Consider the following 22,495-nt stretch of genomic DNA (forward strand, 5'->3'; position numbering starts at 1 on the left):
CATCTGAGGAATTTGGGAGCGCCATGAGGATCACCGGCCTCGGCCACGCCGGCATGTTCATCGAGACCCGCGGCGGCAGCATCCTGTGCGACCCGGTGATCGGCCCGACGTTCTTCGGGGCGTGGTTCCCGTTCCCGGACAACCGAGGACTGGACTGGGCGACGTACGGAAACGCCGACTTCCTGTACATCTCGCACCGGCACCGCGATCACTTCGACCCCGCGCTGATGGAGCGCTTCGTCCCGAAGGACATCAAGGTCCTGCTGCCGGACTATCCCACCGACGATCTCGAGCAGGATCTGCGTGCTCTCGGATACTCGAACATCATCCACACCCAGGCCGGTGTGCCACTGGAGTTCGGCGACCTGAAGGTGATGGTCACGCCGCTGCGCGCGCCGAGCGACGGTCCGATCGGCGATTCCAGTCTCTCCGTGGACGACGGCACCGCCAGCATCCTGAACCAGAACGACTCGCATCCGCTCGACCTGGACGCGCTGCTGGGCTTCAGCAAGCCCGACGCCTACTTCACCCAGGTCTCGGGCGCGATCTGGTGGCCGATGGTCTACGACCTGCCCCAGGAGGCGAAGCAGAACTTCGCACGGCTCAAACGCGATGCGCAGAACAAGCGCGCGATGTACTACATCGAGAAGGTCGGCGCGGAGCACGTCTTCCCGATGGCCGGACCGCCGATGTTCCTGCGCGAAGAGCTGTTCCGCTACAACGGATACGGCCTCGAAGACGACTCGATCTTCACCGACCAGCGGCAGTTCCTCGAGCACATGGCTCAGCTGCGCCCCGAGCAGAAGGGCTACCTGTACCTGCCCGGGACGGTCGTCGAACTGGACCACGGCCAGATCGCCGTCACCCAGACGCTGTACACCGACGACGAGATCGAGCACATCTTCGGCGACAAATGGGCGTACCTGGCCGAACAGCGCGATTCCCGGCAGGACGAGGTCGCCCGCGAAGAGGCATCGCGCGCAGCGGTACTGCCCCCGGCCGAGATGCTCGCCGCCCTCAAGGAGTGGTGGGAGCCGCTGCTGCGTCGCGGACGGATCTTCCGCGACGGCGTCGGGGGACCGGTGCGCTACACGATCGGCGAACTGGACATGGTCGTCGATTTCCCGAAGGCGAAGGTGCGGGAGTATGCGGGGGAGGAGACCGGGTACTGGTTCACCATCCCGGCCGACCTGGTCTCGACGAACATCCGCGACCACGAGATCGACTGGTCGAACTCGATCTTCCTCTCGATGCAGTTCCAGGCCGGCCGAGTGGGCAAGTTCAACGAGTTCATCTACACCTTCATGAAGTGCCTGTCCCGCGACCGGATCGAGTACGTCGAGAACTGGTACGCGGAGCAGTCCGATGTGTCCGAGGACGTGCAGCTGGGCGACTGGGTGGTGCAGCGCCGGTGCCCGCACCTGCGGGCGGACCTGTCCAAGACCGGCAAGATCGAGGACGGCGTGCTCACCTGCAGCCTGCACGACTGGAAGTGGGACCTCGCCAGCGGCAAGTGCCTCACCACGCACGGGCATCCGATCCGCTCCCGTACCGCCGAGGACGCCCTCTCGCGCGAGGCGACCGCTCCCGCCGTGGCGTGACGACTGCCCGCCCGTGAACGGGCGCGGTATCACCGGGCGTCCTGATCGCGGCCGCTGTCATTCCACCTGGCGGCTGGGCCGGTTCGCGCGTGCTGCCAGCACGCCCACGAGCGGGCTGAGCACCAGACTCACCGCCCACGTGAGCTTTGCGGGGGGCGCACCCCAGATCAGCGCGACCGGTATGGAGGCGAGGAAGACGACGGGCGTGACCAGCGCCGCCGCGACGCCCAGGAGGTTCGCACGGCCGGGAAGCGGGGACCGCTCCAGCCCCCGCGCGCGGGCGACCTGGAACATGGCGATCTGGCAGAACGCGACCAGGGCGATGTTGGCGGCATAGCAGGCGGTCGGAAGGGGCAGTGCGGCAGTGGCCGGATCGCTGATCCCCTGGGTGGTGTACGCGATCAGGATCACGGCCGCGGCAGCCGCGAGATTGATCGCCGTGGTGACCGCGTCCAATCCGCGCAGGCGGCGCATGAGCCGAACATTCACCCGCCAGAACACCACGATGACCGTGCGGCGAATCCGTAGATCGCGTCGAAGAACGAGATGCCTCGCCCGAACTCGACCGACGAGCGCGAGAGGTACGACGCCGGTCGTGCGCGCGGGCGCGGAGCGTCGCGGCTGCGCGCGTCCGCCGGGCTTGCATCTGCCACGTGCTCAGCGTGCCAGTGCCGGCCGCACCGCACGGAGGCGCACCGTGATCCGGGTCGGGTAGGATTGAGCGAAGCAACCTTTAACCCCGTCCTGTGAGGCGGAGAAGGGAGCGGCGGATGAGCACGCGCACTGTGCTGCATGAAGCCGACATCGCCCGGGCCCTGACTCGGATCTCCCACGAGATCCTCGAGTCCAACAAGGGGCCCGATGGTCTCGTGATCCTCGGCATACCCACTCGCGGCGTCGCACTGGCCAATCGCATCGCCACGCTGATCGGCGAGTTCAGCGGAACGGTCGTGCCGGTCGGCGCGCTGGATGTGACGATGTACCGCGACGACCTGCACCGGAATCCGACCCGGGCACCGCAGCCCACCTCCATCCCCTCCGGCGGGATCGACGGAGCCGTGGTCGTCCTCGTCGACGATGTGCTCTTCTCCGGCCGCAGCATCCGGGCAGCGTTGGACGCGCTCCAGGACATCGGCCGCCCCGCCGCGGTCCGCCTCGCGACCCTCATCGACCGCGGCCACCGCGAGCTGCCGATCCGGCCGGACTTCGTCGGGAAGAACCTGCCGAGCGCATCCGACGAACGGGTGAACGTGCGACTGGCCGAAGTGGACGGCGAGGAGTTCGTCACGATCGAGGGGGCCGACCGGTGAGACACCTGCTGGATACCAAGACCCTGTCCCGCGCGGACGCGCTGGAGATCCTCGACGTCGCCGAGGACATGGCCGACACCCAGCAGCGCGAGATCAAGAAGCTTCCGACGCTGCGCGGCAAGACCGTGGTGAACCTCTTCTTCGAGGACTCCACGCGAACCCGCATCTCCTTCGAGGCCGCCGCGAAGCGGCTCAGCGCCGACGTCATCAACTTCTCCGCGAAGGGCTCCAGCGTCTCGAAGGGGGAGTCGCTGCAGGACACCGCGCAGACACTCCAGGCCATGGGCGCGGATGCCGTCGTCATCCGTCACGGCGCGTCGGGCGCGTCACGCACCCTCGCCACCAGCGGCTGGATCAGCGCCGGCGTGGTCAACGCAGGGGACGGCACGCACGAGCACCCGACCCAGGCGCTGCTGGACGCGTTCACCATTCGCAAGCGTCGCTTCGGCCGCGACAGCCGCGGTCGCGACCTGTCCGGCGTCACCGTCGCGATCGTCGGCGACATCCTGCACTCGCGGGTGGCGCGCTCGAACGTCTGGCTGCTGAACACACTGGGCGCAGAGGTGACGCTGGTCGCCCCGCCTACCCTCCTCCCGCAGGACATGTCGGCCTGGCCGGCGCGGGTGATCTACGACCTGGACGACGCGGTCGCCGCGCAGCCGGACGCCCTGATGATGCTGCGGATCCAGCTGGAACGGATGAACGCCGCCTATTTCCCCACTGAGCGGGAGTATTCCCGTCGCTGGGGCTTGGACGCGCGCAGGCTGGAGGTGCTGGGGGCCGGTAGCATGGTGATGCATCCCGGCCCGATGAACCGAGGCCTGGAGATCTCCGCCGAAGCCGCCGATTCCTCCCGATCGACCGTGCTCGATCAAGTGACGAACGGCGTGTCCGTGCGGATGGCGGTGCTCTACCTGCTGTTGGCGGGTGAACGTGCTGAGGGACGACCCGCGAACGACGAAAGGGAGGACGCATGATGACCGCCCTTGACAGCGGCTCCGGCCGCCGATTCCGAGCCGAGACGCTCCTGGTCCGCGGTGCGCGGATCGAGGGAGGTGGCACCGGCGACCTGATCCTCGAGGACGGACGCATCGCCGAGTCCGGTGGCACGCTCAGCCGTGCCGGCGCAACCGTGATCGACGCCGACGGCCTGGTCGCGCTGCCGGGCCTGGTGGATCTGCACACGCATCTGCGCGAGCCCGGATTCGAGGCATCCGAGACGGTGCTCACCGGTTCGAGGGCCGCCGCAGCCGGCGGCTACACGGCCGTGTTCGCCATGCCCAACACTTCACCTGTCGCCGACACCGCCGGTGTCGTCGAGCAGGAGCTCGCCCTCGGCGAGGCGGCCGGTTACGTGACCGTCCAGCCCATCGGCGCGGTCACGGTCGGACAACGGGGCGAGCGTCTGGCCGAACTCGGCGCCATGGCCGATTCCCGGGCCGCAGTCCGCGTCTTCAGCGACGACGGCTCGTGCGTGTGGGATCCGCTGATCATGCGCCGCGCCCTGGAGTACGTGAAGGCCTTCGACGGCGTCATCGCGCAGCACGCGCAGGACCCGCGACTGACCGAAGGCGCCCAGATGAACGAGGGCGCGGTCTCGGCCGAACTGGGGCTGGCCGGCTGGCCGGCCGTGGCAGAGGAGTCCATCATCGCCCGCGACGTGCTGCTGGCCGAGCACGTCGGATCGCGCCTGCACGTGTGCCACCTCTCCACCGCAGGATCGGTCGACATCATCCGCTGGGCGAAGCGGCGCGGCGTGAACGTGACCGCGGAGGTCACCCCCCACCACCTCCTGCTCACCGACGAGCTTGCTCGCGGGTACGACGCCTCGTTCAAGGTGAATCCTCCCCTGCGGCGCGAGGAGGACGTCCGCGCGGTGCGCCGGGGACTGGCCGACGGCACCATCGACATCGTGGCCACCGACCATGCGCCGCACCCCGCCGAGGCGAAGGCCTGCGAGTGGCAGTCGGCTGCGAACGGGATGGTCGGCCTGGAGAGCGCACTGCGCGTCGTCCAGCTCGCCATGGTCGACACCGGACTGCTGGCGTGGCCCGATGTCGCACGGGTCATGTCGCGCACCCCCGCCCGTATCGGCCGCCTCCGCGGGCACGGCACTCCGCTCGCGACGGGGGAAGCGGCATCCCTCACCCTCTACGACCCCGCGCCGACACGGACGTTCTCGACGGCCGATCTGCACGGGCGCAGCCGCAACTCGCCCTACCTCGGACGCGAACTGCCCGGCGAGGTGCGCTGGACGGTCTACGGCGGCGTGGTCACGGTCGCCGACGGCGCGCTCCTGGACACACCGGGGGTGCGCGCATGACGCGCGAAGGGGCACTGGCCGTGATGGTCTTGGTCGCGCTGGTGCTGATCGGGCTGCTGGCATGGGCGTGGTGGCGGCGGACCCGCCGCGACTCCGGACTGCGCGCCCCGGTCGGAGAGGCTCCGGCGGATGCCGCAGTCCTCAGCCGCCACGAGGGCCTGTACGTCGCGACCACCCGGCACGGGGAGCCCCTCGAGCGCCTCGCCATCCGCGGCCTGGGCTTCCGGTCCCGCGCCGACCTGACCGTGACCAGCGCCGGCGTGGCCATCGACCTGACCGGTCAGCCGCGTCTGTTCCTGCCCACCGCCCAGATCGACGACGTCGCCCAGGCGACCGTAGCGATAGACCGCGTCGTGGAGCGCGACGGGCTGGTCCGCATCTCGTGGCGGCTCGACGATCAGGACGTCGTTGACTCCTACTTCCGGCCACAGGGCGCCTCCGCCCGCGTGGTGGCCGACGAGATCTCCGCACTCTCTCAGCAGACAGGAAAGAACGAATGACTGTCCCCCTCGACATCCGCGCCGTCGGCGCTCCCTCCGATCCCGCCGTCCTCGTACTCGAGGACGGCACCCGTCACGTCGGACGCGCCTACGGCGCCCGCGGAACGACCCTGGGCGAGGTGGTCTTCGCCACCGGCATGACCGGCTACCAGGAGACCCTCACCGACCCGTCCTACGCCGGCCAGATCGTGCTGCAGACCGCTCCGCACATCGGGAACACCGGCATGAACGCGCAGGACACCGAGTCGCGCCGGATCTGGGTCGCCGGCTACATCGTGCGGGACCCCTCGCGCGTCGTGTCGAACTGGCGTTCAGAGGAATCGCTCGACGACGCGCTCGTCAGCGACGGCGTCGTCGGCATCAGCGGCATCGACACCCGTGCGATCACCCGGCACATCCGCTCGGCCGGCAGCATGCGCGGCGGCATCTTCTCGGGCGAGGCCGCTGACCTCGACCCGGGCGAGCAGCTCGAGGTCGTCCGGGCCGCCCCGGAGATGACCGGGCAGAACCTCTCCGCTCAGGTCTCGGTGGACCGGCCCGAGGTGACCCCCGCCGTGGTGCGGGCTGGCGTTGAGCGGATCGGGAACCTGGCGGTGCTCGACCTCGGCGTGAAGCAGTCCACGATCGACAATCTGGCCGCGCGCGGCTTCGAGGTCCATGTCCTGCCGCAGGACGTCACCATCGAGGACATCCGCGCCATCGACCCGGTCGCCGTCTTCTACTCGAACGGCCCGGGCGACCCGGCGGCTTCGGACGACCATGTGGACGTGCTGCGCGGCGTCCTCGACGACGGTCTGCCGTTCTTCGGGATCTGCTTCGGCAACCAGCTGCTCGGCCGTGCCCTCGGACTGGGCACCTACAAGCTGCCGTTCGGACATCGCGGCATCAACCAGCCGGTGCTGGATCGGACGACCGGACGCGTCGAGATCACCTCGCACAACCACGGCTTCGCCGTGGAGGCGCCGCTGGAGGGCGAGTTCGACAGCCCCAACGGCTACGGACGCGTCGAGGTGAGCCACGTGGACCTCAACGACAACGTGGTCGAGGGGCTGCGGGCGCTGGACATCCCGGCCTTCTCCGTGCAGTACCACCCCGAGGCGGCGGCCGGTCCGCACGACGCCAACTACCTGTTCGACCGGTTCCGCGACCTGGTCCTGGCCACCCGGAAGGGCAACAACTGATGCCGAAGCGCGAAGATATCAAGAGCGTCCTGGTCATCGGCTCCGGGCCGATCGTGATCGGCCAGGCGTGCGAGTTCGACTACTCCGGGACGCAGGCGTGCCGCGTGCTCCGCGAGGAGGGCGTGCGCGTCATCCTGGTCAACTCCAACCCGGCCACGATCATGACCGACCCGGACTTCGCCGACGCGACCTACATCGAGCCCATCACGTGGCAGGTCATCGAGACGATCATCGCCAAGGAGCGTCCCGACGCGATCCTGCCCACCCTGGGTGGCCAGACGGCGCTGAACGCCGCGATCGATCTGCACAATCACGGGATCCTCGAGAAGTACGACATCGAGCTGATCGGAGCCAGCTTCGAGGCCATCAACAAGGGCGAAGACCGCCAGATCTTCAAGCAGCTCGTCCTGGATGCCGGTGCCGAGGTGGCCCGCAGCCACATCGCGCACACGATGGACGAGGTCCTCGCCGCCGCCGACGACCTGGGCTACCCGCTCGTGGTCCGGCCGAGCTTCACGATGGGCGGACTGGGCTCCGGTTTCGCCTACGACGAGCGCGACCTGCGGCGCATGGCCGGCGCCGGTCTGCACGACTCGCCCACCAGCGAGGTCCTGCTCGAGGAGTCCATCCTGGGCTGGAAGGAGTACGAGCTCGAGCTCATGCGGGACACCGCCGACAACACGGTGGTGGTCTGCTCCATCGAGAACGTCGACCCGGTCGGCGTGCACACCGGAGATTCGATCACCGTCGCGCCCGCGCTGACGCTCACCGACCGCGAGTACCAGAAGCTTCGCGACATCGGCATCGACATCATCCGCGCGGTGGGCGTGGACACCGGCGGATGCAACATCCAGTTCGCCGTCGACCCCGCCGACGGTCGGGTCATCGTCATCGAGATGAACCCGCGCGTCTCGCGCTCTTCCGCCCTCGCGTCCAAGGCCACCGGCTTCCCGATCGCGAAGATCGCGGCGAAGCTCGCGATCGGCTACCGCCTGGATGAGATCCCCAACGACATCACCAAGGTCACCCCGGCCAGCTTCGAGCCCACGCTGGACTACGTCGTGGTCAAGGTGCCGCGGTTCAATTTCGAGAAGTTCCCCGCGGCCGACACCACCCTGACGACGACCATGAAATCCGTCGGCGAGGCGATGGCGATCGGGCGCAACTACGCCACCGCCCTGCAGAAGGCGCTGCGGTCGCTGGAGAAGCGCGGGTCCAGCTTCCACTGGGGGAGCGAGCCGCGTTCCGTGGACGAGCTGATCGAGATCGCCCGGACCCCCACCGACGGCCGCATCGTGGTCGTCCAGCAGGCGCTGCGCAAGGGCGGCACGATCGAGCAGCTGTTCCAGGCGACCGGCATCGACCCGTGGTTCCTGGACCAGATCGTCCTGATCAACGAGATCGCCGAGACCGTGCACGCGGCCGCGGAGCTGGACGTGGACACCCTGCGCCTCGCGAAGGAGCACGGGTTCAGCGACGCCCAGATCGCGCAGCTGCGCGGCGACGCGGAGACGGCGGTGCGCGGCATCCGTCACGCCCTCGGCCTGCGCCCGGTCTACAAGACGGTCGACACCTGTGCCGGTGAGTTCCCGGCGCTGACGCCGTACCACTACTCCAGCTACGACTTCGAGACCGAGGTCGCGCCGTCCGAGCGGACCAAGGTCGTCATCATCGGTTCCGGCCCGAACCGCATCGGGCAGGGCGTCGAGTTCGACTATTCCTGCGTGCACGCCTCGTTCGCGCTGTCGGCGGCCGGCTACGAGACGGTCATGGTCAACTGCAACCCCGAGACCGTCTCGACCGATTACGACACCAGCGACCGGCTGTACTTCGAGCCGCTCACCCTGGAGGACGTGCTCGAGGTGCTGCACGCCGAAGCCCAGTCCGGTCAGATCCTCGGAGTGATCTGTCAGCTCGGCGGCCAGACCCCCCTGGGCCTGGCGAAGGGCATCGAGGATGCCGGCTACCGCATCCTCGGCACCAGCCCGGCGGCCATCGACATGGCCGAGGAGCGGGAGCTGTTCTCGCAGCTCCTGGACGAGGCCGGCCTGATCGCACCGCGTCACGGCACCGCCACCGACGCGGACGGGGCCCTCGCCATCGCCGCGGAGATCGGCTACCCCGTGCTGGTGCGGCCGAGCTTCGTCCTCGGCGGCCGCGGCATGGAGATCATCTACGACGCCCCGAGCGTGCTCGACTACTTCGTGCGCATCGCCGATCAGGCGATCATCGGCCCCGGCATGCCGCTGCTGGTGGACCGCTTCCTGGACGACGCGATCGAGGTCGACGTGGACGCGCTCTACGACGGGTCCGAGCTGTACATCGGGGGAGTGATGGAGCACCTCGAGGAGGCCGGCATCCACTCCGGCGATTCCAGCTGCACCCTGCCGCCGATCTCGCTCGGACGGACCGAGATCGACCGCGTCCGGGTCGCGACGCTCGCGATCGCGAAGGGCGTCGGAGTGCAGGGCCTGATCAACGTCCAGTTCGCGATCAGCGCCGGAGTCCTCTACGTGATCGAGGCCAACCCGAGGGCCAGCCGCACCGTCCCGTTCGTGTCCAAGGCGCTGGGGATCCCGCTGGCCAAGGCCGCCGCGCGCATCATGACCGGCTCGAGCATCGCCGAGCTGAAGGCCGAGGGCCTGCTGCCGGAGGTCGACGGGTCACGGGTTCCGCTGGATTCGCCGGTGTCGGTGAAGGAGGCGGTGCTGCCCTTCAAGCGCTTCCGGACCAAGGACGGCCAGACCGTCGATTCCGTGCTGGGTCCCGAGATGCGCTCGACCGGTGAGGTCATGGGCATCGACCGCGACTTCCCCCGCGCGTTCGCCAAGAGCCAGGAGGCCGCGTACGGCGGCATGCCGCTGTCGGGCACGGTGTTCATCTCCGTCGCCGACAGTGACAAACGCGCCGTCATCCTGCCGGCCCACCGCCTGCAGGAACTCGGCTTCACCCTCCTGGCCACCGAGGGGACGGCCGAGATCCTCGCGCGGAACGGCATCGACGTGCAGGTCGTGAACAAGTTCAGCGCGACATTGGACTCCGGCGAGACCAACGTCGTCGACCTGATCAACGCGGGCAAGATCGACATCGTGGTCAACACCCCCAGCGGCCGGTCCGCCAGGGCGGACGGCTACGAGATCCGCGCGGCCGCCGTCGCGGCCGACAAGGCGCTGTTCACCACGATGGCCGTGCTCGGGGCCGCGGTCAGCTCCTTCGACGCGGTGCGTGCCGGCTACGACGTGAAGAGCCTGCAGGAGTACGCGGCAGACCGGGCGGCGCGCCTTGAGCGATGACCGCCTGAGCGCACCCGGGTTCGGCGACCGGGTCCGTGCCGCCCTTGCCGCGGCCGGTCCGCTCTGCGTCGGGATCGACCCGCATCCGCAGCTGCTGGAGGCGTGGGGGCTGGCGGCCTCGGCAGCCGGCGCGCGCGAGTTCGGCCTGCGCGTGGTGGATGCCGCCGCCGGCCGGGTCGGCATCGTCAAACCGCAGGTGTCCTTCTTCGAGCGCTACGGCTCCGCGGGCTTCGCCGCCCTGGAGGACGTGCTGGGCGCGGCACGCGCAGCCGGTGTCCTGGTTATCGCGGACGCCAAGCGCGGCGACATCGGCACCACGATGGACGCGTACGCCGAGGCCTGGCTGACCCCCGGCTCCGCACTGGAGTCCGACGCGATGACGGTGAACCCGTTCCTGGGGATCGGCGCGCTGGAGGGAACGTTCGCGTTGGCCGAGCGCACCGGCAAGGGCGTGTTCGTCCTGGCCGCGACCAGCAACGCGGAGGCGTTCCCGCTGCAGCGCGCCACTCTGGCGGCAGGCGGGACGGTCTCGGCGGGCATCGTCGCGGAGGTCTCCGCGCACAACGCCGGCACGGCCGGCCACGGCTCGTGGGGCAGCATCGGCCTCGTGATCGGCTCCACCGTCGACTGGTCCGATGCCGGGCTGGACGCGCTGACCCCGCCCGCCCCGATCCTCGCGCCCGGCTTCGGTCACCAGGGCGCCGGGCCGGCTGACCTGCCCCGGCGGTTCGGCTCCTCCGCCCCGCTGGTCATCGCGTCCGAGAGCCGCAGCCTGCTGTCGGCAGGACCGGCCGGCCTCGCGCAGGCCATCGATTCGCGGGTTCAGGAGTACAGGAGCTGGCATGACTGACCCCCGGACTCCGGCCCCCACGGCCCCCCGTGCGGCTCCCGGCTCGCCGACGCGGCCCCCCGAGGTGGATCGTCTGGCGGCATCGCGTCGCGCGGTCGCCGCGCGCCGCGCCCGCGCCGCGCTGAAGAAGGACGTCGCGATGCGGGTGATCACCCCGCAGGAGCTGGCGCGCCGCGCCTTCGCCGATCCGACCTCTCCGGCCGGCACGATGCGTGTCACGGAGTACCTCACCAGCCTCCCCGCGATCGGCGAGGGCAAACGCGACCGCATCCTGGAGGAGCTGCAGATCTCGCCCGTCAAACGGCTCGGCGGGCTGGGTGCCCGTCAGCGCCGCGTGCTGAGCTCGTTCCTGGACGCCCGATGGCCGGAGCGGCAGGCCCGCGGCGGCCGCAGCCGGCTCGTCGTGCTCGCCGGACCGACGGCGGTGGGCAAGGGAACCGTCGCCGCGCGGATCCACGAACAGCACCCCGAGATCCACCTGTCCGTGTCCGCGACGACGCGACCGCCGCGACCCGGCGAGGTCGAGGGCCAGCACTACTTCTTCGTCGACGACGCCGAGTTCGATCGTCTGATCGAATCCGGCGAGCTCCTGGAACACGCCACCGTGCACAACAAGTACCGCTATGGCACGCCGCGACGGCCCATCGAGGAGGCGCTGGCGGCCGGACGGACGGTCCTGCTGGAGATCGATCTGCAGGGCGCACGACAGGTGCGTGCGGCCGAGCCGTCCGCGACGCTGGTGTTCCTGCTGCCGCCGAGCTGGGACGAACTGGTGCAGCGGCTCGTCGGCCGCGGCACCGAGGACGACGAGGAGCGGGCGCGGCGCCTGCGTACCGCGAAGGCCGAACTGGCCGCCCAGAACGAGTTCGATTTCCTCGTCGTCAACGACGACGTCGCCGCAGCGGCCCAGGAGGTCGTAGAATTGGTGGATGCGCCCGCGCGCCCATCTGCGCGCGTCTGAGAGCGCGAACACGTTTTCACCCGACATCCGTCGCAAAAACCCAGGAGGTTTCGCCGTGGCCGGAAAGAACCAGGGGATCATCGATCCCCCCATCGACAGCCTGCTTCAGAAGGTCGACTCGAAGTATCAGCTGGTCATCTACGCGTCCAAGCGCGCGCGCCAGATCAACGACTACTACTCCGACCTGCACGAGGGCAACCTGTTCGACAACGTCGGCCCGCTGGTCGACTCCACCGTCGAGGACAAGCCCCTCACGATCGCCCTGCACGAGATCCACGAGGACAAGCTCCGCCTTCGCCCGGCTGAGTGATCACGGCGATGCCGCATGCGCGCCGTCCATCCCGGGCGGCGCTGTGACACCGCGTGACGGCGGCGTCGGCCGCGGTCGCGATACTGGAGCGATCCGAGCCGACTCCGCCAGGAACCTGGAGCATCGATGACCGAGCTGCGTCTGTTCACCTCCGAATCCGTGACGGAGGGGCACCCGGACAAGATCTGCGACCAGATCTCGGACAGCATCCTCGATGCGATCCTCGCCGAGGATCCGCACGGTCGCGTCGCGGTCGAGACGCTGGTCACCACCGGACTGGTCCACGTCGCCGGTGAGGTCTCCACGAGCGCCTACGTCGAGATCCCCGCGATCGTGCGCGGCGTCGTGAACCGCATCGGCTACACCTCCAGCGACACCGGCTTCGACGGCGACTCCTGCGGTGTGAGCGTGTCGATCGGGGCGCAGTCCTCGGACATCGCCGCCGGCGTGGACAAGGCCTTCGAACGCCGCGAGGGCGGATCGACCGACCCCCGCGACGAGCAGGGCGCCGGCGACCAGGGCATCATGTTCGGCTACGCCACCACCGAGACGCCTCAGCTGATGCCGATGGCCGCGTGGACCGCGCACCGGATGGCCGAGCGACTGGCCGACGCGCGCCGCAGCGGGGCCCTGCCGTTCCTGCGTCCGGATGGCAAGACCCAGGTGACTCTCGGTTACGACGGACAGACTCCGAAGACGGTGGAATCCGTGGTGCTGTCCACGCAGCACCACCCCGACATCTCCCAGAAGGCGTTGCGCGCCGCCGTCCGCGCCGAGGTCATCGACCCCGTCCTGGATGCCACCGGCCTGGCACTGCCGGATGTCGAGTTCTACATCAACCCGGCGGGTCCGTTCATCACCGGCGGGCCCAAGGGCGACGCCGGCCTGACCGGCCGCAAGATCATCATCGACACCTACGGCGGCGCCGCCCGCCACGGCGGAGGCGCCTTCAGCGGGAAGGACCCCTCCAAGGTCGACCGTTCGGCGGCGTACGCGATGCGCTGGGTCGCCAAGAACGCGGTGGCCGCAGGCCTCGCCGACCGGCTCGAAGTCCAGATCGCCTACGCGATCGGCAAGGCCAACCCGGTCGGCCTGTACGTGGAGTCCTTCGGCACCGGCCACGTCGCCGACGAGGTGATCACCCGCGCCATCCTGGATGTGTTCGACCTGCGCCCCAAGGCGATCATCGACGCCCTCGACCTGCTGCGCCCCATCTACGCACAGACCGCCGCCTACGGGCACTTCGGCCGCGAACTGCCCGACTTCACGTGGGAGCGCACCGACCGCGTCGACGATCTGCGCGCAGCCGCCGGGCTGTGACGCCGCGCCGCTACGCGGCGGGGTACCGCAGATGACGGCCTCGCGCCGCGTCGCGCGTGTCCTGATCGACTCGCCCCTGCCGCAGCTGGACCGCCTGTTCGACTACGCGATCCCCGAGGAGCTCGCCGAGGCTGTGCGCCCCGGCGTGCGCATCCGGGTCCCGCTGCGCAGCGCCGGTCGAGTGCTGGACGCGTACGTCGTGGAACTGGGTGAACCCGACGCCACGGACCGTCCGCTGTCCGAGGTGGACGCCGTCGTCTCCACGGTGCCCGTGCTGACCCCCCGCCTGTACGCGCTGGCGCGCCGCGCCGCGGACCGGGCCGCGGGTTCTGCAACCGACATCCTGCGGCTGGCGATCCCCAAGCGCATGGTGCGCGCGGAGAAGACCTGGCTCGCGGGTGACCCCCCGGGCGAACCGGTGGTCAGCGAGGAGAACCGGCAATGGGCCGCCGCCGTGCTGGGGCCGTACCCCGCGCTGGTGGAATGCCTGGAGCATCGCGGGCGCGGGGCGCTGGACGCCCGCCCCGAGCCGGTGCGCCTGCCGGGCGGAGCGACCACCGGCTCGTGGGCCGTGCTGCTCGCCGCCGCCGCCGTGCGCACCCTGGCGGCGGGCCGCAGCGCGATCCTGGTGGTGCCCGACCACCGCGACCAGGCACAGCTGGAGACCGCCCTGGCCGCCCGAGCCCCGGCGGACGCGATCCTGCGCAACGACGCACGGCAGAGCTCCCCGGCCCGCTACGCGGCGTTCCTGCGCATGCTGGCACCCGTGCCCAGCATCGTGGTGGGCAATCGGTCCTCCGTCTACGCGCCCGCGCACGCCCCTGGCCTGATCGCGATCTGGGACGATGGAGATCCGCTGCTCGCCGAGCCGTTGAGTCCGGGGGTGCACGCCCGCGACGCCGCCCTTCTCCGGCAGGAGTTGGACGAGTGCTCCGTGGTCTTCGCCGGCCACACCCGCACCACGGACGTCGAACGGCTCGTCTCGCTGGGCTGGGTCCGCGATGTCTCCGCGGCGCGACGCGCCTCGCCTCGGGTGGTGCTGAGCGCGACCAAGGAGGGCGAGTCCCCGGGCGCCCGTGTGCCCTCGGCCGCGTTCGCGGCAGCACGGGAAGCGCTGCGCACCGGCCCCGTGCTGGTCCAGGTGTCCCGTCCTGGGTACGCACCGGTGCTCGTCTGCGCCGACTGCCGAACCCCGGCTCGCTGCCCGGCATGCGGGGGCCCGCTGCACGCCGCACGGCGCGGCGCGGTGCCGGGGTGCGGCTGGTGCGGTCGCCAGGCGACCGCATGGGCATGCCCGCGCTGCGAGTCGGTCCGCATCCGAATGGCATCCTCCGGCAGCGAACGCACCGCGGATGACCTGGGACGGGCCTTCCCCGACACCCGGATCATCCTCGCCGACGGCGAGCACCCTGTGCTGAGCGTGGAGGGTCGCCCGGCGTTGGTGGTCGCCACGCGCGGGGCCGAGCCGGTCGCCGAGGGGGGCTATCGCGCAGTCATCCTGCTGGACGGGGATCGGATGCTGCTGGCCGACGATCTGCGCATCGGCGAGTCGTGCCTGCGGTGGTGGTCCAACGCGGCCGCCCTGGCCGCGCCCGGGGCGCCCGTGCACCTGGTCGGCGTCACCGGAGCCATCGCCCGTGCCCTGGCCACCTGGACTCAACCCGCATACGCCCGCGCCGAGCTGGCCGATCGTGCGCCACTGCGCATGCCGCCCACCGTCCGCGTCGCAGCGCTGGAGGGCAGCGCGGCCGCAGTCGATGCCGCGCTGGGCGCACTCCGCACGGCGGTGCCCTCGCTCGAGGACGAAGCGATCCTCGGTCCGGTGCCCACCGAGGCGGGCGCGCGGGCGCTGGTCCGCTTCGAGTACGCCCTCGGCGGGCGCGTGACCGAGAGCCTGCGCGGTTCGATCGTGGCGGACGCGCTGCGCGTGCGGAAGAACCCGAAGACTCGCGCGCCGGGCACCCGCAATACACTCAGAGTGCGGGTCGACGTACCCGACCTGGACCTGTGAGGAACGTCATGCGCCTCGTCTTCGCCGGCACGCCCCATGCCGCCGTCCCCTCGCTGCGCGCGCTCGCTTCGTCCGGGCACGAGATCGTCGCGGTGGTCACGCGCCGTGATGCACCCGTCGGCCGCAAGCGGGTGATCACCCCCTCGCCGGTGGCGGCAGCGGCCGAGGACCTCGGGATCCCGACGATCCGCACGGATCGCCTGGACGCCGAGGCGACCGCTCGGATCGCGGCGCTGGAACCGGACCTCGGCGTGATCGTCGCGTACGGCGGCCTGGTCCGCGAACCTCTGCTGTCCGCGCCGCGGCAGGGGTGGATCAACCTGCACTTCTCGCTGCTTCCGCGCTGGCGGGGTGCCGCTCCGGTGCAGCACGCGCTGATCGCCGGCGACCGGGTCACCGGTGCGGCGGTGTTCCAGCTCGTTCCCGCGCTCGATGCCGGAGACATCTACGCCGCGCGCGAGTACGTCGTTCCGGACGGCGCCACTGCCGGAGACGTACTGAGCGCGCTCTCGGTCGACGGCGCGACGCTCCTGCACGAGGTGGTCGACGCGATCGCCGCGGGCACCGCGCACGCCACCCCGCAGACCGGCGAAACGACGCTCGCCCCGAAGCTCGGCGATGAGGACGGCCGGCTGCGGTGGCAGGAGCCCCGGGACGCGGTGCTCGCGCGACTGCGCGGGGTGACGCCCGAACCCGGAGCGCACACGACCTTCGACGGTGCACGGGTGAAGATCCTCGCCGCACGCGAGGCAGCCGAGAACGCCCCGCATCTCGAGCCGGGGGCGGTGGCCGCGCAGGACGGCGCCGTCCTGATCGGCACCGCCACCGACCCGGTCATGCTGGATCGGATCCAACCCGCCGGAAAGGCTCCCATGAACGCTGCAGACTGGTGGCGCGGGCGCCGCGACGCGGGCACCCCGCCCCGGGCCGGCTCGTGAGCTCCGCCGACACCTCCCGGCGGGTCGCATTCGAGACGATCCGCGCGGTGAACGAATCCGACGCCTACGCCAACCTCCTGCTGCCCAAGGCCATCGCGCGGGCCGGGCTGAGCACCGCGGACGCCGCGCTGGCCACCGAGCTGACCTACGGCACCCTGCGTCGGCAGGGCACCTACGATGCCGTCATCCAGATCGCGGCGGACCGCGGCATCCAGGAGATCGACCCGGCCGTGCTGGACGCTCTCCGGCTGGGCGTGCACCAGCTGCTCTCGACGCGGGTGGCCTCGCACGCCGCCGTGAACGAATCGGTCGATCTCGCACGCAGCGCGGGCAGCCGCGGCGCGTCCGGCTTCGCGAACGCGGTGCTGCGCCGGGTGTCCAGGGACACTCCGGGGGAGTGGATGTCGCGCGTCGCTGCGAGCGCACGCTCGGACGACGAACGTCTCGGGCTGGTCCACTCGCACCCGGTGTGGATCGTCCGGGCGTTCCGGCGAGCGCTGGCCGCCGAGGGGCGCGCCGACGAACTGGAAGCGCTCCTCACGGCGGACAACGCGGCGCCGCGCGTCACCATGGCGGCGCTGCCCGGCCTGGCCGCGGTGCCCGAGGACGCGCGGCACACGCCGTACTCGCCGTTCGGATTCCGCCTCGGCGGCGGCGACCCCGAGCGACTGGTCCGGGAGTCCGCGGGTCGGGTGCGCGTGCAGGACGAAGGCTCCCAGCTCGCGGCGCTCGCGCTGACCCGTGCCGTCCCCGCGCGGCCCGGCGAGGTGTGGCTGGACCTGTGTGCCGGCCCCGGCGGCAAGACAGCGGTGCTGGCCGCGGAGGCGCTGCAAGTCGGCGCGCGCCTGGAGGCCAACGAGGTCTCACCGGTCCGCGCCGGCCTGGTCCGGCATGCGATCGCCGGCATCCCGTTGGAGGTGCCGGTCTCGGAGGAGGACGGACGGACCCGACCGGGCTCCGGCGGGTATGACCGGATCCTGGTCGACGCACCGTGCACCGGGCTCGGTGCGCTGCGCCGACGACCGGAGGCGCGCTGGCGCAAGTCCCCGGCCGACGTCGCGGAACTGACCCAGCTGCAGGGCGAGCTGCTCGCCGCTGCGATCGGCGGGCTGCGCCCCGGGGGCGTGGTGGCCTACGTCACCTGCTCCCCGCACCTGGGCGAGACGGCGGGCGTGGTCAGCGAGGCCAGACGCGCTTTCGGGGACTCCATCGAGGAGCTCGACGCGCGTGCGGTGCTGCGCGGCATCTCCGATGCCGAACCTGACCTGCCGGCGCAGAAGGACGGCTCCGGCCGGGCCCAGTTGTGGCCGCACCGCCACAACACCGATGCGATGTCCATCACGCTGCTGCGCCGGTCCTGAGACCGAGGACGTGGGCCCGCGCGGCCCTCGACCATAATGGACGCGTGCACAGCCTTGACCATGACCGAGCCGGCAGTCGTACCGGGACCACCAGCGCCGTGCGCATCAACCCCAGCATCCTCGCCGCCGACTTCGTGAACATGCAGGCCGAACTGGCGCGGATCGAGGGTGCCGACTTCGTCCACGTCGACGTCATGGACAACCATTTCGTGCCGAACCTGACCTTCGGTCCGCAGATGGTCTCGCGCATCCAGGACACCAGCCCGGTGCCGCTGGACGTGCATCTGATGATCGACCAGCCGGAGCGGTGGGCGCCGGAGTACGCGCAGCTCGGTGCCGCCTCGGTCACCTTCCACCTGGAGGCAGCGACCGATCCGGTCGCGCTGGCGCGGCGGCTGCGTGCCATCGGGTCCCGCGCCGGGATCGCGGTCAAGCCGGCCACGCCGATCGAGGGGCTGTTCGACGTGCTGGACGAGTTCGACCAGATCCTGGTGATGACCGTCGAACCGGGCTTCGGCGGGCAATCCTTCATGCCGGAGACGATGCCGAAGCTGCGCCTGCTCTCCGACGAGGCCCGCCGCCGCGGATCTTCGGTGTGGCTGCAGGTGGACGGCGGCATCGGCGAGTCCACCATCGCCCAGGCGGCCGAAGCGGGCGCGGACACGTTCGTCGCAGGCTCCGCCGTCTTCGGGGCGGCCGATCCGGGCGCCGCGATCTCCTCCCTGCGCGCCTCGGCGGGCCGCCACCGGCACACGCACTGAAAGGACAGCCATGGAGTCGGTCGCACCACCTCCGGACGAGCCGCCCGCTGCGCCCGCGCGGCCCGCGGCCCGCGGCCTGCGGGCAGCGGCAGCCCGGCCGGCGCGGCACGTGCTCAGTGCGTACAGCGGGGAGCACGGGGTCTACGGCATCGTCCTGGTGACCGCGCTGATCGCGGTGGGCTGGGATGACGACACCGATCTGGAGGTGCTGGTGTTCGTGGTCGGCACCGTCCTGGTGTTCTGGCTCGCGCACATCTACGCCTCCGTGGTGGCCAGCCGGGCCGCCGCCCCCCCGATGCCCCTGCGCGCGGCTCTGAGCCACGGCATCCGGCACAGCTCCGGCATGCTCGTGGCCATGCTGGTCCCCGCGCTGCTGCTGTCGCTGGGGGCGCTCGGGCTGGTCGAGGAGTACACCGCGTACTTCCTCGCGCTCGGCAGCGGCCTGGTGATGCTCGCGCTCATCGGCTACGCGAACGCGGCCCGCAACGGCAGCTCGTGGGGCTGGCGACTGGCCGGCATCGCGTCCACCACGGTGCTCGGGGCGCTGGTGATCGGGCTGAGCATCCTCGCGCACTGACCCCATCGGCGTCGGGGGCCGCCCCGGTTCGGTACCCTGGCAATGTGAAGACGTTCGACACGCTGTTCGCTGAGCTGACTGCCAAGGCAGCCGCCCGACCCGAAGGATCGGGAACGGTCGCGCAGCTTGACGCGGGCGTGCACGCGATCGGCAAGAAGATCGTCGAAGAGGCGGCCGAGGTCTGGATGGCAGCCGAATACGAGTCGACGGATGCCGCGGCCGAGGAGATCTCGCAGCTGCTGTACCACCTGCAGGTGCTGATGCTCGCCAAGGGCCTCAGCCTCGAAGATGTCTACCGACATCTCTGAGCCGCACCCCGCCGACCGCCCCGAATCCGAAAGCTCCTCCGCCATGCTGCGAATCGCCGTGCCGAACAAGGGGTCGCTCGCCGACACCGCCGCCGAGATGCTCCAGGAGGCCGGGTACATCGGCCGCCGGGACCCCAAAGACCTCCACGTGATCGACCCCGCCAACGAGGTCGAGTTCTTCTACCTGCGCCCCAAGGACATCGCCACCTACGTCGGCTCCCGCGCGCTGGATGTGGGGATCACCGGACGCGATCTGCTGATGGATGCCCGCATGCCCGGCGCGCGCGAGATCGAGGCGCTCGGCTTCGGGGAATCGACGTTCCGCTTCGCCTCCCCGCCCGGCGCGTTCACCTCCGTGGAGGACCTCGAGGGCGTCCGTGTCGCGACCGCGTACCCGGGACTGGTGGACGGCTTCCTGGACGAGCGCGGCGTCGCGGTCGATCTGGTTCCGCTGGACGGTGCAGTGGAATCGGCGGTGCGCCTGGGTGTCGCGGATGCCGTCGCCGATGTCGTCTCGACCGGCACCACGCTGCGTCAGGCAGGCCTGGAGATCTTCGGTCCGGTGATCCTGGAGTCCGAAGCCGTGCTGATCGGGGGACCCGAGGAGGTCCGCGGCACCGACACCCTGCTGCGCAGACTGCGCGGCGTGATGGTGGCGCGCCGCTTCGTGCTGATCGACTACGACCTGCCGGTGCACCTGATCGATGCCGCTGTGGCGATCGCACCCGGCATCGAATCGCCGACGATCTCTCCGCTGCGCGACCCGGAGTGGGTGGCGGTGCGCGTGATGAGCGCGCGCAAGGACGTGAACCAGGTCATGGACGCGCTGTACGCCATCGGCGCGCGGGCCATCCTGGTCACGGCCATCCACAACGCGAGGCTGTAGCGATGGCCGTGGTCTGCCGAGTCATCCCGTGCCTGGACGTGGCGGCGGGACGCGTCGTGAAGGGCGTGAACTTCGAGAACCTGCGCGACATGGGCGATCCGGTGCAGCTGGCGCGCGAGTACTTCGCGCAGGGCGCCGACGAGCTGACCTTCCTGGATGTCACCGCCACCGTCGATGAGCGCGCCACGACATACGACGTGGTCAGACGCACCGCCGAAGAGGTCTTCATTCCGCTCACCGTCGGGGGCGGGGTCCGCTCGGCCGAGGACGTGGCACGGCTGCTGGGCGTCGGCGCCGACAAGGTGGGCGTCAACTCCGCAGCGATCGCCCGGCCCGAGCTGGTCTCGGAGATCGCGGACCGCTTCGGCGCGCAGGTGCTCGTCCTCTCGCTCGATGTGAAGCGGGCGCCCGGTACCCACTCCGGGTTCGTGGTCACCACGCACGGCGGTCGCACCCTGACCACGCTGGACGCACTCGACTGGGCGCGAGAGGCCATCGAGCGCGGCGCGGGTGAGCTGCTGGTCAACTCGATCGACGCGGACGGCACCAAAGCCGGGTTCGATCTGGAACTGGTCTCGCTCATGCGCGAGGCCGCCAGCGTTCCCGTGATCGCGTCCGGCGGAGCGGGCCGTGCCGAGGACTTCGCACCGGCCATCGCGGCAGGTGCCGACGCCGTCCTGGCAGCCAGCGTCTTCCACTCCGGTCAGCTGACCGTCGGCGACGTGAAAGCGGCCATGGCCGCCGAAGGGATCGAGGTGCGTGCGTGACCGACACCGTGGACGAACGCATCGCGCGGGTCGCCTTCACCCCCGAAGGGCTGGTGGCCGCGATCATCCAGCAGTGGGACACGCGAGAGGTCCTGATGCTGGGGTGGATGGACGCCGAGGCGCTGCGCCGCACGCTCACGACGGGGCGCGTGACCTTCTGGTCCCGCTCCCGCCGCGAGTACTGGCGCAAGGGGGACACCTCCGGCAACATCCAGCTCGTGCGCAGCGCGCGCCTGGACTGCGACGGCGACGCCATCCTGGTGGAGGTCGACCAGGTCGGCCCGGCCTGCCACACCGGCACGCGCACCTGCTTCGACGCCGACGACCTGCACGCCGTACCCGGCCCGCCCAGATGATCCGGCGCGCCCGCCTCCTCGCCGTTCTGACCACGCTGGCCGTCGGCGCGATGGGCGTCATCTCCTCCACGCAGACCTGGCTGGTCGCGACGCTGGACGACGGAGCCCAGCACACGCTCGCCGTCGCCGGCGCCGCGGCGGTCCCCGTGCTCACCCCGCTGAGCCTGGCGGTGCTCGCCCTGGGCGCAGCGCTGTCGATCGTGGGCGTGGTGCTGCGGTACGTCTTCGGCGCCCTGACCGTGGCCATCGCCGCGCTGCTGGGCTGGCTGAGCGCACAGATCGCGATCCACAATCCGATCGCCGCGGTCGCCTCCACCGTCACCACCGCCACCGGGATCACCGGCGAAGATGCCGTCGCCGAGCTGGTGTCCTCGGTGACCGCCACACCCTGGCCCGCCGTGACCCTGGCAGGCAGCATCGTGCTGCTCGCGGCGGGGCTGTTCACACTCGTTTCCGCCCGCTTCTGGGGCAGGAGCGGGCACAAGTACGACGCCGATGCGGGGTCCTCGGCCGCCGCCGACCCGGCATCCCGCCCGTTCGACGCCGTCGACTCGTGGGATGACATCTCCCGCGGCGCCGACCCGACCGCGGGGCCGACGGTCGGACCCCGCTAGACTTGCCGCACCCGCGCTATCCCGGAGGAAATTCAATGAGCAACCCCATCGGCGACCCTGGTCACGGACACTCGCCTGCCGCATGGACCGCCGTCATCATCATGCTTGCGGCGGTCACGCTCGGCACGGTCGCCTACTGGTTCGACGTGGCGTGGCTGGTGTGGGCGTCCGCTGCTCTTCTCGTGGTCGGCGCGCTGGTCGGCTGGGGTCTTTCCAAGGCGGGCTACGGAGTCAACGGCTCGAAGTACACCCCGAAAGAGCATTGAA

24 protein-coding genes are annotated in these 22,495 nt (G+C 70.7%); 22 read left to right on the forward strand and 2 right to left on the reverse strand.

Translation table 11 applies throughout. The features are described 5' to 3' along the window. Positions 1-23: 23 nt before the first annotated feature. Positions 24-1,601, forward strand: a complete 1,578-nt coding sequence (locus NQ152_RS00635; protein ID WP_257503721.1) for a Rieske 2Fe-2S domain-containing protein — start codon at positions 24-26, stop codon at positions 1,599-1,601. Between the two features lie 57 nt (positions 1,602-1,658). On the opposite strand, the gene NQ152_RS00640 is transcribed toward NQ152_RS00635, so the two are convergent. Both NQ152_RS00640 and NQ152_RS00645 read right to left on the reverse strand, forming a co-directional pair. Beyond that, positions 1,659-2,075 carry a hypothetical protein gene (locus tag NQ152_RS00640; RefSeq protein ID WP_257522655.1) on the reverse strand — a complete coding sequence of 139 codons (417 nt, stop codon included), beginning with the start codon at positions 2,073-2,075 and terminating at the stop codon, positions 1,659-1,661. Positions 2,076-2,086: 11 nt separating this feature from the next. Next, on the reverse strand, positions 2,087-2,254 hold the full coding sequence (locus NQ152_RS00645; RefSeq protein WP_257522656.1) for a hypothetical protein: 168 nt from the start codon (positions 2,252-2,254) through the stop codon (positions 2,087-2,089). Positions 2,255-2,371: 117 nt separating this feature from the next. Here NQ152_RS00645 and pyrR point away from each other — a divergent pair, with 117 nt between their 5' ends. The 21 genes from pyrR to NQ152_RS00750 all read left to right on the forward strand — a co-directional run bounded on the left by pyrR (position 2,372) and on the right by NQ152_RS00750 (position 22,494). Beyond that, the gene (gene pyrR / locus NQ152_RS00650) at positions 2,372-2,911 is read left to right on the forward strand and encodes a bifunctional pyr operon transcriptional regulator/uracil phosphoribosyltransferase PyrR (protein WP_257522657.1); all 540 of its coding nucleotides are present in this window, start codon (positions 2,372-2,374) and stop codon (positions 2,909-2,911) included. After that, entirely contained in the window at positions 2,908-3,888 is a 981-nt protein-coding gene (locus tag NQ152_RS00655; protein ID WP_257522658.1) for an aspartate carbamoyltransferase catalytic subunit, read from the forward strand. Before pyrR ends, NQ152_RS00655 begins: the two co-directional genes overlap by 4 nt. Next, entirely contained in the window at positions 3,885-5,234 is a 1,350-nt protein-coding gene (locus tag NQ152_RS00660) for a dihydroorotase (RefSeq protein ID WP_257522659.1), read from the forward strand. Before NQ152_RS00655 ends, NQ152_RS00660 begins: the two co-directional genes overlap by 4 nt. Then, positions 5,231-5,734 carry a hypothetical protein gene (locus NQ152_RS00665; protein WP_257522660.1) on the forward strand — a complete coding sequence of 168 codons (504 nt, stop codon included), beginning with the start codon at positions 5,231-5,233 and terminating at the stop codon, positions 5,732-5,734. Before NQ152_RS00660 ends, NQ152_RS00665 begins: the two co-directional genes overlap by 4 nt. Continuing rightward, positions 5,731-6,915 carry a glutamine-hydrolyzing carbamoyl-phosphate synthase small subunit gene (gene carA, locus NQ152_RS00670; RefSeq protein ID WP_257503715.1) on the forward strand — a complete coding sequence of 395 codons (1,185 nt, stop codon included), beginning with the start codon at positions 5,731-5,733 and terminating at the stop codon, positions 6,913-6,915. The genes NQ152_RS00665 and carA overlap by 4 nt, the downstream gene beginning before the upstream one ends. Further along, positions 6,915-10,208: a carbamoyl-phosphate synthase large subunit gene (carB, locus tag NQ152_RS00675; protein ID WP_257503714.1), complete on the forward strand. Its 3,294-nt coding sequence runs from the start codon at positions 6,915-6,917 to the stop codon at positions 10,206-10,208. Before carA ends, carB begins: the two co-directional genes overlap by 1 nt. Then, the gene (pyrF, locus tag NQ152_RS00680; RefSeq protein ID WP_257522661.1) at positions 10,198-11,058 is read left to right on the forward strand and encodes an orotidine-5'-phosphate decarboxylase; all 861 of its coding nucleotides are present in this window, start codon (positions 10,198-10,200) and stop codon (positions 11,056-11,058) included. The genes carB and pyrF overlap by 11 nt, the downstream gene beginning before the upstream one ends. Continuing rightward, a complete protein-coding gene (gmk, locus tag NQ152_RS00685; protein ID WP_257503712.1) occupies positions 11,051-12,019 on the forward strand; it encodes a guanylate kinase in 969 nt (322 codons plus the stop codon). Before pyrF ends, gmk begins: the two co-directional genes overlap by 8 nt. 55 nt (positions 12,020-12,074) lie before the next feature. Further along, positions 12,075-12,329, forward strand: coding sequence for a DNA-directed RNA polymerase subunit omega (rpoZ, locus tag NQ152_RS00690; RefSeq protein WP_257522662.1), 255 nt, complete (start codon positions 12,075-12,077; stop codon positions 12,327-12,329). Positions 12,330-12,455: 126 nt separating this feature from the next. After that, a complete protein-coding gene (metK, locus tag NQ152_RS00695) occupies positions 12,456-13,649 on the forward strand; it encodes a methionine adenosyltransferase (protein WP_257522663.1) in 1,194 nt (397 codons plus the stop codon). A gap of 31 nt (positions 13,650-13,680) precedes the next feature. Then, entirely contained in the window at positions 13,681-15,660 is a 1,980-nt protein-coding gene (locus tag NQ152_RS00700) for a primosomal protein N' (protein WP_257522664.1), read from the forward strand. Between the two features lie 8 nt (positions 15,661-15,668). Next, the gene (gene fmt / locus NQ152_RS00705; RefSeq protein ID WP_257522665.1) at positions 15,669-16,598 is read left to right on the forward strand and encodes a methionyl-tRNA formyltransferase; all 930 of its coding nucleotides are present in this window, start codon (positions 15,669-15,671) and stop codon (positions 16,596-16,598) included. Beyond that, positions 16,595-17,959, forward strand: coding sequence for a transcription antitermination factor NusB (locus NQ152_RS00710; RefSeq protein ID WP_257522666.1), 1,365 nt, complete (start codon positions 16,595-16,597; stop codon positions 17,957-17,959). Before fmt ends, NQ152_RS00710 begins: the two co-directional genes overlap by 4 nt. Positions 17,960-18,099: 140 nt before the next feature. Next, positions 18,100-18,720: a ribulose-phosphate 3-epimerase gene (gene rpe, locus NQ152_RS00715; RefSeq protein WP_374113542.1), complete on the forward strand. Its 621-nt coding sequence runs from the start codon at positions 18,100-18,102 to the stop codon at positions 18,718-18,720. 10 nt (positions 18,721-18,730) lie between these two features. Continuing rightward, positions 18,731-19,297 carry a hypothetical protein gene (locus NQ152_RS00720; RefSeq protein WP_257522668.1) on the forward strand — a complete coding sequence of 189 codons (567 nt, stop codon included), beginning with the start codon at positions 18,731-18,733 and terminating at the stop codon, positions 19,295-19,297. A gap of 44 nt (positions 19,298-19,341) precedes the next feature. Then, the gene (locus NQ152_RS00725; protein ID WP_257502617.1) at positions 19,342-19,605 is read left to right on the forward strand and encodes a phosphoribosyl-ATP diphosphatase; all 264 of its coding nucleotides are present in this window, start codon (positions 19,342-19,344) and stop codon (positions 19,603-19,605) included. Positions 19,606-19,648: 43 nt separating this feature from the next. After that, positions 19,649-20,491, forward strand: a complete 843-nt coding sequence (gene hisG / locus NQ152_RS00730) for an ATP phosphoribosyltransferase (RefSeq protein ID WP_257502643.1) — start codon at positions 19,649-19,651, stop codon at positions 20,489-20,491. A gap of 2 nt (positions 20,492-20,493) precedes the next feature. Then, the gene (gene hisF / locus NQ152_RS00735) at positions 20,494-21,258 is read left to right on the forward strand and encodes an imidazole glycerol phosphate synthase subunit HisF (RefSeq protein WP_257502616.1); all 765 of its coding nucleotides are present in this window, start codon (positions 20,494-20,496) and stop codon (positions 21,256-21,258) included. Next, positions 21,255-21,614 (forward strand): phosphoribosyl-AMP cyclohydrolase, encoded by a 360-nt coding sequence (hisI, locus tag NQ152_RS00740; protein ID WP_257502615.1) that lies wholly within the window; start codon positions 21,255-21,257, stop codon positions 21,612-21,614. Before hisF ends, hisI begins: the two co-directional genes overlap by 4 nt. Further along, positions 21,611-22,228: a Trp biosynthesis-associated membrane protein gene (locus NQ152_RS00745; protein ID WP_257502613.1), complete on the forward strand. Its 618-nt coding sequence runs from the start codon at positions 21,611-21,613 to the stop codon at positions 22,226-22,228. Before hisI ends, NQ152_RS00745 begins: the two co-directional genes overlap by 4 nt. Before the next feature lie 35 nt (positions 22,229-22,263). Next, positions 22,264-22,494 (forward strand): DUF6704 family protein, encoded by a 231-nt coding sequence (locus NQ152_RS00750; protein WP_257502612.1) that lies wholly within the window; start codon positions 22,264-22,266, stop codon positions 22,492-22,494. The last annotated feature ends 1 nt before the right edge of the window (position 22,495 follow it).

This window comes from Microbacterium sp. zg.B48, assembly GCF_024623505.1.
Classification (GTDB): domain Bacteria; phylum Actinomycetota; class Actinomycetes; order Actinomycetales; family Microbacteriaceae; genus Microbacterium.